The sequence below is a fragment of the Allorhizobium sp. DMC15 genome (assembly GCF_056314065.1).
In genome coordinates this window covers 26,452-38,771 of the sequence record NZ_JBQUZB010000005.1, presented here as the reverse complement: position 1 = coordinate 38,771, position 12,320 = coordinate 26,452, and the positions used below count along the sequence as shown (strand labels likewise).

The window sequence follows — 12,320 nt, the reverse complement described above, 5'->3', positions numbered from 1 at the left end:
AAATCGTCCAGGATTCCGGCATTTTGCTCAACATATCGGCACAATAGTAGAACGATCAAATAATATCGTTGAACAATCTTGACAGAATTGTGAAACGCGGCGACGCTGAGGCCTGTCGATCGTCAAGTCTGCCGGAGTAACCGGCGCGAGATCCACGGAGAGGGAAACATGGAACAGAATTCGAATGTGCCGGCGACAGCCGGATCCGGCGGCATGTCGGTCAAATCGCGACGGACAGCACTTGTTGCCGCCATCTTCCTGATGGCGACGTCCGCCATCGGCCCAGGCTTCATTACGCAGACCGCGACCTTCACCACCAAACTCGGCGCGGCCTTTGCCTTTGCCATCCTCGCCTCAATCCTCATCGACTTCGTCGTTCAGCTGAACATCTGGCGGATCGTGACGCTGACTAAGATGCGCGCGTCCGATATCGCCAATGCGGCAATCCCCGGCACGGGATATGTGCTCGCGGTTCTCGTGATCATCGGCGGGCTGTTCTTCAACATCGGCAATATCGGCGGCTCGGGGCTCGGCCTCAATGCCATGCTCGGCGTGGATCCCAAATGGGGCGGCGCCATCAGCGCCCTGATCGCCATCGGCATCTTCAGCTCCAAACGAGCTGGTGTCGCCATCGACCGCCTGATCGTGGTCGCCGGTGTTGCCATGATCGTGCTGACGCTTTACGTCGCGATCGTCTCGCAGCCCCCGGTCGGCGATGCGCTCTTCCAGACCTTCCTTCCCAGCACCATCGATTTCGCCACGATCACCACCATCGTCGGCGGCACGGTTGGCGGCTACATCACCTATTCCGGCGCGCATCGCCTGCTTGACAAGGGCACCGTCGGCATCGAAAACCTCGGCGCTGTCAACCGGGCCGCTCTGACCGGCATCGCCGTCACCGGCCTCATGCGCTACGTGCTGTTCCTAGCCATCCTCGGCGTGGTCGCCTCCGGCGTCGTCATCGACGTCTCCGGCAAGGGTGCAAACCCCGCCGCCCAGGCCTTCCAGGCAGCTGCTGGCAATGTCGGGTACCGGATCTTCGGCGCGGTCCTCTGGTTTGCCGCCATCACCTCTGTCATCGGGGCTGCCTATACCTCTGTCTCTTTCATTACCGTATTCAAGCAGGACATCAGCGAGCGGGCCCGCAACATCGCGACTGTGATCTTCATCGCCGTCTCGCTGTTCTTCTATGTGATCATCACAACGCCGCCTGCCCAGATGCTGGTGTTCGTCGGCGGCCTCAACGGTCTCATCCTGCCGATCGGGCTTTCGATCTTCATCTACGCGGCCTGGGCACGCTCCGACCTGATGGGTGGCTATCGTTATCCCCGCTGGCTGCTGGTGCTGGGAGCGCTGACTTGCGCGCTCACCTGGTACATGGGCTACAAGTCGATCGGTCCGATTTTCGCGCTCCTGACGGGCGCTTGAGCGGAACAGATTGAACACAGACGGGAGGAAGACATGACTGCCATCGATCTCAACAGCGACCTCGGCGAAAGCTATGGTGCCTGGGCCATGGGCGACGACGAGGCCATGCTCTCGATTGTCTCCAGCGCCAATGTCGCCTGCGGTTTTCATGCCGGCGACCCGCTCGGCATCCTGAAAACCGTGCAAGCTGCTGCGGCAAAGGGCGTTTCGATCGGCGCGCATGTCTCCTATCCGGATCGCGTCGGCTTCGGCCGCCGCGACATGGACGTGACCTCGGCGGAACTGACCGCCGACGTCATTTACCAGATCGGCGCCATCAAGGGCGTGGCAGCCGCCGCCGGCGTCACCGTCGGCTATGTCAAGCCGCATGGCGCACTCTACAACCGCATCGCCTATGATCCGAAGCAGGGCCAGGCCGTCATCGACGGGATCAAGGCCATCGATCCGAACCTGGTCTTGATGGGCCTTGCCGGCGCACCGATCCTTGAGCTCGCGCAGAAGTCCGGTCTCAAGACTGTCGCGGAAGCCTTTGCCGACCGGGCCTATACGCCTGAAGGAGAACTGGTTTCGCGCCGCGAGGCCGGATCCGTCCTCCATGATACAGATCTCATTGCCCGCCGCATGCTGCAGCTTGCCCGTGAGGGCACGCTGGAGGCAATCGACGGCTCGACCATCAAGGTGAATGCGCAATCGATCTGCGTCCACGGCGACAGCCCGGGGGCCGTTGCCATCGCCCAAGAGATCCGTCGCGCCTTTGAGGCAGACGGCATCACTGTCCGGTCCTTTCTTAAAGCCTGACACGATCGCCCGAACACCGTCTGGAGCACTGTCATGATCGCACTCGACCACCTCCGTCATGTGGATGTCACACCCGCTCGGCTTGCCCGCGAACAGTATCGGGCCGGAGAGGTTGCCCCGACGTCTGGCGTGGCGCCAGGCTTCACCCAGGCCAACATGATCGTTCTGTCGCGCGACTGGGCCTTCGACTTCCTGCTCTATGCCCAACGCAACCCGAAGGCCTGCCCGGTGCTCGACGTCTCCGATCCCGGCTCGCATGCCACGCTTCTGGCACCAGGGGCCGATCTACGCAAAGACCTGCCCCTCTACCGGATCTGGCGCGACGGAAAGCTTGCCGAGGAAACACCGGATGCGACGAAAGCGTGGGCAGAGCATCCCGATCTCGTCAGCTTCCTGATCGGCTGCAGCTTCACCTTCGAGACGCCGATGCTGGAGGCCGGCATCGAGATCCGCCACATTACCGACAAATCCAATGTACCGATGTATCTGACCAATCGGCCCTGCCGTCCCGCCGGCCGCCTGCATGGCAACATGGTCGTGTCGATGCGCCCGATCCCGGCCTCGCGCGTGGCGGATGCCGCGACCATCTCCGGCCGCTTCCCGGCTGTGCATGGCGCGCCCGTACATGTCGGCGCGCACGAAGAGCTCGGCATTCGCGATCTGGCCAAGCCGGAATTCGGCGATCCCGTTCGCATCGAGCCGGGCGAAGTTCCAGTCTTTTGGGCCTGCGGCGTGACACCCCAGGCTGCCGTCATGGCATCGGGCGTACCCTTTGCCATCACCCATGCCCCCGGTCATATGTTCATCACCGATATTCCCGATTCCGCCTATCACGCCTGAGGTCCCGATGCGTTTCCTGCCCGTCAGCCTGACCGTCCTGCTTGTCGAACTGAAGGATCTCGACGAGACGCTGGCGCTCTTTGCCTCGCTCGAAGCCGATCGTGTCGATGGCATCGAGGACATGGTGCCGGCGGCAAGAACGTTGATGATCAGGTTCCGGCCGGACCGGTTATCAGCCGAACGCCTTGCCGCAGAAATCGCCGAGCGCGACCTCTCGGCACGCATCGCGCCGTCCGACAAACTGGTTGAGATCCCGGTGCGATATGATGGGGAGGACCTGAACGACGTTGCCGAGCTGACGGGGCTGTCGGTCGAGGAAGTCATTCGCCGTCATACCGAAAGCACCTTCACCGTCGCCTTTTGCGGTTTTGCACCCGGCTTCGGTTATCTGGTCGGCGGTGACCCGACCCTCCAGGTGCCTCGCCGGCAAAGCCCGCGGACGAAAATCTCCGCAGGTTCGGTGGCCCTCGCCGGCGCCTTCTCCGGCGTCTATCCGCAAAACAGTCCCGGCGGCTGGCAGATCATCGGCACGACGCCCCTGAAGATGTGGGACCTGAGCCGCGATCCGCCAGCGCTGTTCCAGCCCGGCTACCGCGTTCGTTTCGTCGATCTCCGGCACAAGCCCGCCATCGCAACCTCCGACATATCAGCGCCGGAAACGGCTCTCTCCAATGAAAGGGCAATTGGCAAGGCGTCGATCACCGTGCTGGCCGCCCCGATGCCCGCCCTGTTCCAAGATCTGGGACGTTTCGGCCAGACCGGCCAGGGTGTCTCTTCCTCCGGAGCGCTCGATCAAGGCGCCTTCAAGGCGGCGAACCGGGCCGTCGGCAACCCGGTTCAGACGCCTGCGCTCGAAATCGCCCTCGGCGGCTTTTCCTTCCAGGTCTCCGGCCGCGCCGTCATGGCGCTGACAGGGGCCCCCTGCCCGATCACCATCCGCGATGCCAAAGGCCGGGAGATCGAAGCAGAGACCTACCGTCCCATCTCTTTGGAGGATGGCGACGTGATCACGCTCGGTTTTGCATCGAAAGGGGCTCGCAGCTATCTCGCGCTGCGGGGTGGGTTCGCCGTCGCTCCGGTTCTGGGCAGCGCCTCGACCGACACGCTGGCCGTCGTCGGACCTGAGCCGGTCGTGACAGGCACACAGCTCAACATCGGTGAAGGCCAAGGCCTGACATCTGTCTCACTCGGCGAGGCGCCCGCCTTCGACTGTCCGGCAGCAGGCGACATCGTCACGCTCGACGTGATCATGGGACCGCGCAGCGACTGGTTTACGGCGCAGGGCATCGCGACCCTGAGTGCGCAGCTCTATACGGTGACACCCCAGTCCAACCGGGTCGGGATCCGCATCGAGGGGCCAGAGCCGCTGGAGCGAAAGGACAAGGCGGAATTGCCGAGCGAAGGAACGGCAACCGGCGCGATCCAGGTGCCGCATAGCGGCCAGCCGGTGCTCTTTCTCGCCGATCATCCGCTCACAGGTGGTTACCCGGTCATCGGTACCGTCGCCGAGTATCATCTCGATCTTGCCGGGCAGATTCCGGTCAACGCCAAAATCCAGTTTCGGCCCGTAACCGAGTTCGCCGAGATCAGGCCCGCAAAGGGCTGATCCATGTGACGCTCGCCCCTGACGCGGCAACAAATTGAGGAGACCCCGATGAAGAAAGTGCTGATCGCCAATCGCGGCGAAATCGCCGTGCGTATCATTCGCGCCTGCCGCGACTATGACCTGCAGTCGGTGGCCGTCTACGCCGATCCGGACGTGAACGCGCTCTTCGTGCAGCTTGCGGACGAAGCCTATGGTTTGGGCGGCAGCAGCCCGGCCGAGACTTATCTCGACATCGAAAAGCTGATCGCCATCGCGAAGCGATCGGGGGCGGATGCGGTTCATCCAGGCTATGGTTTCCTCTCTGAACGGGCCGAGTTCGCCCGTGCGGTGCAGGACGCGGGTCTGACTTGGATCGGTCCCGACCCGCACGTGATCGAGGCGCTCGGCGACAAGGTTGAGGCGCGTCGCATCGCAACCAGCGTCGGCGCACCCCTGGTCGCAGGCAGCGACGGTCCGGTTGGAACAGCGGCAGAGGTGATCGCATTTGCAGAGGCACACGGCCTGCCGGTGGCCATCAAGGCCGCCCATGGCGGTGGCGGGCGCGGCCTGAAAGTCGCGTGGAAGATGGAAGAGATAGCCGAGCTCTACGAATCCGCCGTACGCGAGGCGAAAGTCGCGTTTGGTCGGGGCGAATGTTTTCTCGAAAGGTTCCTGGATCGACCACGCCATATTGAGGCGCAGGTGCTGGCCGACAAACATGGCAATGTGCTGGTGCTCGGAACCCGTGACTGCTCGCTGCAGCGGCGCAATCAGAAACTTGTCGAGGAAGCGCCTGCCCCGTTCCTCACCGACGGTCAGCGCCAGTCGATCCATGAAGCGGCCAAGCGCATCTGTGCGGCGGCGGGCTATTCGGGGGCTGGCACTGTCGAATTCCTGCTCGGCGTCGATGGAACGATCTCGTTCCTCGAGGTCAATACGCGTCTGCAGGTCGAGCATCCCGTGACCGAAGAGACCACCGGCATAGATCTCGTGATCGAACAGTTCCGCATTGCCGAAGGCAAGGCGCTGGAGGTCACGGAGTCCCCTGCCCCGCGTGGCCATTCGATCGAGTTTCGCATCAATGCCGAAGATCCCGGACGGGGCTTCCTGCCGACGCCGGGTGAGATCACGCGGTTTGATCCTCCGTCCGGTCCCGGGATCCGCCTCGACACCGGTGTCCTTTCGGGCTCGACCGTGCCCGGCACCTTCGATTCCCTGATGGCAAAGCTCGTGGTCACCGGTTCGACCCGTCAACAGGCGCTTTCTCGCGCCCGTCGCGCGCTGGCCGAATTCGAGATCGAAGGCGTTGCCACCGTGCTTCCCTTCGACCGTGCCGTTCTTCAGCATCCGGATTTTACCGGCGAAGACGGCTTCCGTGTTCATACCCGCTGGATCGAGACGGATTTTACCGGCTCGCTCGAGGCGTTGGCTCGCCCTGAGCCCGCCGGGCAGACGGGCCTGGTTCGCACCCATGTCGAGATCGACGGCAAGCGCCACGCGCTTGGCATCCCCGCTGTCCTGCTTGCTGGCCTCGGCGGTCTGTCTGCCGGCGGCGCGGTTGCAGCCGACAGCAGGAAGGCAACGGATGCCAACAGCGTCACGGCTCCGATTGCCGGCACGCTGCAGGCCTTGAGGGTAGAGGACGGGGCACCGGTCGAGGCCGGCGATCTGATTGCCGTCATGGAAGCGATGAAGATGGAAACCCAGATTACCGCCCCAAGGGCCGGGCGGATCCGTTTCCAGGCTGCAGCCGGCGCCTATGTGTCCGCCGGAGCGGAAATTGCCCGCATCGAGGAATAACGGATCAAACCGACGGGTCCCGCGCAAGCAAGTCGAGCTTGCGCAGTCGATATTCGAGCTTCGCACGGGAAAGACCCAGGGCCCGGGCTGCAGCGGAGACATTGCCGCCTGCCCGGTCGAGGGCACTTCGGTAGAGGTCGCCTTCCGCCTTTGCCAGATCCTGTGCCGAGCGCACCGCGTTCGTGCCGGTCACTGGGGCAGACGAGAGGCTGGCCATCGCCCCGGGAACCGCAAGCCTCCCCTCCGCCGTCAGGGCGGGTGAAAAGGGCGATGTGACTTCGCCAGCCGTGAACAGGTGATGCACGTCGATCCACCCGCCGGCATCGGCGAAGATCACGCCGCGTTCGATCAGGTTCTGCAACTCGCGAATATTGCCGGGGAAATCATAGGCGAGCAGGGCGTCCATCGCTCGCCGGGTGAGGCCCACCACTTGCCGGCGGTGACGCTCGCGAAAAAGACGCAGAAAGTGATCCACGAGAAGCGGAATGTCGTCGCGCCGCTCCCGGAGCGACGGGATGGCGATCGGAAAGACACAGAGACGGAAATAGAGGTCCTGGCGAAAGCGGCCCGCGCGAACCTCCTCGGCGAGATCGACGTTCGAGGCCGCGATGACCCGGACGTCGGCCGGCACGCTTCTCGTCCCGCCAACCCGTTCCACCACACGCTCCTGGATGGCCCGGAGAAGCTTCCCCTGCGCAGCAAAGGCCAGAGAGGCGATCTCGTCGAGGAACAGCGTTCCACCGGCTGCGCGCTCGAAATAGCCCGGCCGAGAGGCGACAGCACCGGTGAAAGCTCCCTTTTCGACCCCGAAGAGTTCCGATTCCACCAGCGTGTCCGGAATGGCTGCACAATTGAGGGCCACAAAGGGACCGCCGGCTCGCAGACTGAGGCGATGCAACTGCTGTGAAAAAAGCTCCTTGCCGACACCGGATTCGCCGACAAGCAGGACCGTTGCCTCCGTATCGGCGACCTTTTCGACCATCAACCTGGCGCGCAGAAAGCCCGCCGACACGCCCACAACGGGATCACGTGGCGGGTGGTCCTCGTCCTGCGCTGGCGCAGGCATCGCCTCAGGTTCCTTTTGCACCGCCCGCCGGTAGGTGCGTTTCTGCCTCGGCCATTCCAGGCCCAGATAGGCACGCTCCGGCGCATCCTCCCCCCATTCCTCCGCGTTCTGGCCCACGACATAGCAACGTGGGGCGCCCATGCCGCTGCATTCGATTTCGCGAAAGATCACCGGGCGGCCGAAAAGCGTGCTGGTGTAGCCGCTTGGGTAGCCCGTTTGCATCCAGCAAACCGGTTCTTGCGCCAGACCGTGATGGGCGATGTGTTCGCCGGCTTCCGACGAATCGTGCCAGTAGAATTCGCCGAAATAGGTCCCTCGGTCGCTATCGAATTCGAACTGCTTGGTGACGACCTTGACGAAGCCTTCCAGCGTATGAACCCGGGGCCCGGCGGCCAGAGCATGGGTCAGGTCCTGGTTCGGAAAGCGTTTCTGGATGAGTTCCGCATCCCGCACCCCCTGCATGTAACCAACACGCATGAAGATGCCCTTGGCCGCCTCCATCCCGAAGGCCTCGATGATCTCCTGTCGCAAGCGCCCGAGAACCGGGCTCTGCATCAGCACCATGCGCTGGTCGTTCAGCCAGATGCGGCCATCGCCCAACGAAAAATGCAGCGCCTCTGTCAGTTCGGCGAGCGTTGGCGATGCACCGGTATCGAGCTCGCTGAACGCTCCCTTGGACAGGATCCTGCCCGTCGACTTCGACATATCGGCCAACGACACACGGTTGGAAGCACGATCCCTGGACATGAACGACTTTCATTATTTTCGTAGTTTTCAGCAGAATTTCATTATTTCATGAACGTCGCAATAGACAACGCAACCAGCACAATTCTTGACGATGCGCAAAAAAGATCATGTCGAACAAAGGGAAAGCCGGTTTGCCCCCGTCAGGCCCATCTCTGATCCGCAGTTGGCACACACTTTGCGAGATTGACTTCGAGCCGCTTGAGGAGGCGGCAAGGAGGATGGCGCATCACAGCTCGATCCGATGAGTGGCTGAAACAGGCCTGATCACAACGGCGAAGCTGTGCCCGCGACCTCCCACATCCAACGGGATTGGAGGCCCAACACAATGAACATGCATACCCCCAAATTTCTGGATACCGCCCGTTGGGGCGGCATGGCCTATATCTCCGAGTGGCAGGAGGCCCTCGGCGGGACGATCAACGTCACCGATCCGGCCAATGGCAATGTGTTGGCCGCCGTCGGCTTTTGCGGTGAGGCAGACGTTCAGCGTGCGGCGAGCCAGGCGCGCGCCGCGCAAAAAGCCTGGGCAAAGGTCCTGCCGGCCACGCGGGCCGCAATCCTCAACCGCGCCGCAGACCTGCTGGAACAGAATGGTGCGGAACTCGCGAGCTGGATCATTCAGGAAACGGGCTCGATCGATCCCAAAGCCATGATCGAAATCGAGCATGGCGCGCTCTTCCTGCGCCATGCCGCATCGCTTGCCGTGCAGCCGTCGGGCATGTTCCTGCCGGGCATGGACGATCGCACCCATTACGCCCGGCGCGTGCCGCATGGTGTGGTTGGCGTCATCTCGCCATTCAACTTCCCGCTGGTGCTCTCGGTCCGCTCGATTGCCGCGGCCATCGCGCTTGGCAACACGGTTGTTCACAAGCCGGACCCACGCACGCCGATCTCCGGCGGCATTATCATCGCCCGCATCTTCGAAGAGGCAGGCCTGCCAAAGGGCGTATTGCATGTCGTCCCCGGCGGGGCTGAAGCTGGTGAAGCCTTGTGCAGCGATCCCAACATCGCGATGGTTTCGTTCACAGGGTCGGCCCGCGGCGGCGCCAAGGTCGGCGAGGTCTGTGGCCGCAATCTGAAACGGGTCCAGCTTGAGCTCGGCGGCAAGAACGCCCTCGTCATTCTCGATGACGCAGATCTCGACATCGCCGCCTCCAACGCCGCCTGGGGCGCCTTTTTGCACCAGGGACAGATCTGCATGGCGACCGGCCTGATCCTGGTCGACGAAAGGATCGAACAGAGCCTCACAGAAAGACTCGTTGCCAAGGCGAAGCATCTGCCGGCCGGTGATCCGTCGACGCAGCAGGTAGCACTCGGCCCGATCATTTCCGATGCGCAGGTCGAGACCATTCAGAAGATCGTCGATGACGCGGTTGCCAAGGGCGCAAAGCTGCTCGCCGGTGGCACGTATAACGGCCGCTTTTATGCCGCAACCGTCCTCTCTGGCGTCAAACCGGGCATGCTTGCCTTCGAGGAGGAGATCTTCGGGCCCGTCGCCTGCATCACCTCCTTCAAGACAGACGAAGAAGCCGTGGCTCTTGCCAATCACTCGGACTACGGCCTTGCCGCCGGCGTGATCTCGGCCGATCTCGGCCGGGCCATCGCGCTGGGCGACCAGCTGGATGTCGGACAGTTGCACATCAACGACCAGACCGTGAACGGCGGTCCCTATGCGCCCTTCGGCGGTCGGGGCAAGTCCGGCAATGGCACCCGCGTCGGCGGCCCCGCCGACATCGAGGAATTCACCCAGTGGCAATGGGTCTCTGTGAAGACTGCGGCAACGCCATATCCCTTCTGATCCACCCCACAAATCCACCAGACCAGCGGACCGTTCGCCCCGAGGCGAACGGATCTGATCTCACCACACACTCCCAGAAGGCACGACCATGACCCTTTCAGGAAAGACAATTGTCATTACAGGCGTTTCATCCGGCATCGGCGGCGAAGTGGCTCGCCTCGCCCGCTTTCGCGGGGCGACCGTCATCGGCGTCGACCGCAATGACGCCATGCTGACACTCGACGGTTTCATCAAGCTCGATCTGTCGGATCCGGCCGCGATCGATGCATCCCTCGCCCAGTTTCCTGCCCGCATCGACGCTCTGATCAATGCCGCCGGCGTTCCCGGCACTGCGGACAAGGACCTGGTTGCCAAGGTCAATTATCTCGGCCTGCGGCATCTGACCGAAGCGCTTCTCGATCGCATGCCGAAAGGGGCGTCGATCGTCAACTTTGCCTCGATCCTGGGAGCCGAATGGCCCCAGCGTGTCGAGTTGCACAAGCAACTTGCTGCCACAGAGAGCTTCGTCGCGGGGCATGAATGGCTCCGCGCCCATCCGGTTGCCCAGGAAACATGCTACCAGTATTTCAAGGAAGCATTGATCGTCTGGACAATGAAGCGGAGCCACTCGCTATTTATGGAACGCGACATCCGCATGAATTCGGTTGCGCCGGGACCTGTCTTCACCCCGATCCTCGGTGACTTCGTCACCATGCTGGGCCAAGACCGCGTTCAAGCCGACGCGCACAAGATGAAGCGTCCGGCCCTCGCCGACGAGATTGCGGGTCCGGTACTCTTCCTCTGCTCCGACGATGCGCGCTGGGTGGCCGGCATTAACCTGCCGATCGATGGCGGGCTTGCTGCAGTTTACGTCTGAAACGAAAAACGGGAGCGAAGCGCTTCGGCTTCATTCCCGTTCCAAACGGATCATCGGCGGGGCGCAACCTATGGTTCCGTCACCTCGGCCACCGCTAAAAAACCGAAAGGCCCGCACGATGGCGGGCCTAAAGGTGTCGTGACACCAGGAGTGTCAGACCTTGTCGATGACGTTTTTCACAGCATCCTTGGCATGGCCCTTGGCCTGCTGGGCATCGCCCTTTGCTTCCTGAGCGACACCCTTGGCTTCGAGGCTGCGGTTGTCGGTAGCGTCGCCAATGGCCTGCTTTGCCTTGCCAGCCAGCTCGTTCGCCTTGCCGGAAATCTTGTCGGATGTGGAACCCATGGTCTTTCTCCTTCTGTCGCGGTCACGCGCGGCCCTCAATTCGCTACCCGGTCAAACGCCGGGGAAGTCCCTCTTGAGCTGCTTAACGCTCCGCCTGTCTTAACAATGCAGCCGCACGCATTTCGTTCCGCGGACCAAGAAAGAGACGGCCCGGCATTCGCGCGAATGCCGGGCCGAAGACGTCATGAAGATCCAGGATCTCAGCGCTTGTAGGCGCCGAGACCAGGACGGTAGGTCTTGTCATCGAGGAACTGCTTCAGCCCTTCGGCGCGGCCGTTGCTCTTGTCGAGGAACAGCATCTGTTCGAGCTTGGCGTAGATGTAGTCGTCAGCCTGCTCCCAAGGCATGTTGCGCACGCGCTTGAACGTGTCCTTGGCAGCCTTCAGAACCACCGGGTTCTTTTCGAGCAGGCTCGCGCAGATCGCCCGGACGCGGGTCTCCAGGTCAGCAAGCGGAACGGATTCGTTGACGAGGCCCATATCGCGCGCCTTCTGGCCGCCGAAATTCTCACCCGTCATGATGTAGTAGAGCGAGTCGCGATGGTTCATCACCTCGGCGACGGCGCGGGTGACATTGCCGCCTGGCAGGATACCCCAGTTGATTTCCGAGAGACCGAAGGTCGCCTCGTCTGCCGCAATCGCCAGATCGCACGCGACCAGCGGCGTGAACGCACCGCCGAAGCACCAGCCGTTGACCATGGCGATCGTCGGCTTTTCGAAATACATCAGGCGGTTCCACCAGCCGCCGGACTGGCGACGGCTCTTCAATACCGCCGCGCGACCCTTCCCGTCGTTCTCGCGGAAGTATTCCTTGAGGTCCATACCCGCCGACCAGGACTGGCCGGCACCACGCAGCACAAGAACGCCGCAACGCTCGTCCGCCTCCAGTTCGTCGAGAACTTCCATCATGCGGATGTTCAGGGCCGGATTCATCGCATTGCGCTTTTCCGGACGATTGAGCGTCACGAAGGCGATACCGTTGTCGAATTCAACGACGACGGGGCTGGTGGGGGTTTGTTCGACTTCACTCATGGATCATGCTCCTTGGAATGGGTATC

At 62.5% G+C, this 12,320-nt stretch carries 10 protein-coding genes; 7 read left to right on the top strand and 3 right to left on the bottom strand.

Annotation, left to right across the window (positions count from 1 at the left end; translation table 11 throughout):
- The first annotated feature begins 213 nt into the window (after positions 1-213).
- Genes ACT53S_RS20275 through ACT53S_RS20255 form a run of 5 tightly spaced genes read left to right on the top strand, consistent with a single transcriptional unit; the run spans position 214 to position 6,451 of the window.
- Complete coding sequence (locus tag ACT53S_RS20275) at positions 214-1,428, top strand: NRAMP family divalent metal transporter (protein ID WP_476068472.1); 1,215 nt, start codon at positions 214-216, stop codon at positions 1,426-1,428.
- Positions 1,429-1,461: 33 nt separating this feature from the next.
- Entirely contained in the window at positions 1,462-2,226 is a 765-nt protein-coding gene (locus ACT53S_RS20270) for a LamB/YcsF family protein (RefSeq protein ID WP_476068311.1), read from the top strand.
- Between the two features lie 33 nt (positions 2,227-2,259).
- Complete coding sequence (locus ACT53S_RS20265) at positions 2,260-3,066, top strand: putative hydro-lyase (RefSeq protein WP_476068310.1); 807 nt, start codon at positions 2,260-2,262, stop codon at positions 3,064-3,066.
- A 7-nt stretch (positions 3,067-3,073) separates the two neighbouring features.
- Entirely contained in the window at positions 3,074-4,672 is a 1,599-nt protein-coding gene (locus tag ACT53S_RS20260) for a 5-oxoprolinase subunit B/C family protein (RefSeq protein WP_476068309.1), read from the top strand.
- Positions 4,673-4,720: 48 nt separating this feature from the next.
- Positions 4,721-6,451: an acetyl/propionyl/methylcrotonyl-CoA carboxylase subunit alpha gene (locus ACT53S_RS20255; RefSeq protein ID WP_476068308.1), complete on the top strand. Its 1,731-nt coding sequence runs from the start codon at positions 4,721-4,723 to the stop codon at positions 6,449-6,451.
- Positions 6,452-6,455: 4 nt separating this feature from the next.
- Here the strand turns inward: ACT53S_RS20255 and ACT53S_RS20250 are convergent, their stop codons facing one another.
- On the bottom strand, positions 6,456-8,264 hold the full coding sequence (locus ACT53S_RS20250) for a sigma 54-interacting transcriptional regulator (RefSeq protein ID WP_476068307.1): 1,809 nt from the start codon (positions 8,262-8,264) through the stop codon (positions 6,456-6,458).
- A 325-nt stretch (positions 8,265-8,589) separates the two neighbouring features.
- Here ACT53S_RS20250 and ACT53S_RS20245 point away from each other — a divergent pair, with 325 nt between their 5' ends.
- Positions 8,590-10,062, top strand: coding sequence for a benzaldehyde dehydrogenase (locus ACT53S_RS20245; RefSeq protein WP_476068306.1), 1,473 nt, complete (start codon positions 8,590-8,592; stop codon positions 10,060-10,062).
- 88 nt (positions 10,063-10,150) lie between these two features.
- A complete protein-coding gene (locus ACT53S_RS20240; protein WP_113376779.1) occupies positions 10,151-10,918 on the top strand; it encodes a coniferyl-alcohol dehydrogenase in 768 nt (255 codons plus the stop codon).
- A 153-nt stretch (positions 10,919-11,071) separates the two neighbouring features.
- Here the strand turns inward: ACT53S_RS20240 and ACT53S_RS20235 are convergent, their stop codons facing one another.
- Complete coding sequence (locus ACT53S_RS20235) at positions 11,072-11,263, bottom strand: CsbD family protein (RefSeq protein ID WP_476068305.1); 192 nt, start codon at positions 11,261-11,263, stop codon at positions 11,072-11,074.
- A gap of 200 nt (positions 11,264-11,463) precedes the next feature.
- Positions 11,464-12,294 carry a p-hydroxycinnamoyl CoA hydratase/lyase gene (locus ACT53S_RS20230; RefSeq protein ID WP_113376781.1) on the bottom strand — a complete coding sequence of 277 codons (831 nt, stop codon included), beginning with the start codon at positions 12,292-12,294 and terminating at the stop codon, positions 11,464-11,466.
- Positions 12,295-12,320 lie beyond the last annotated feature (26 nt).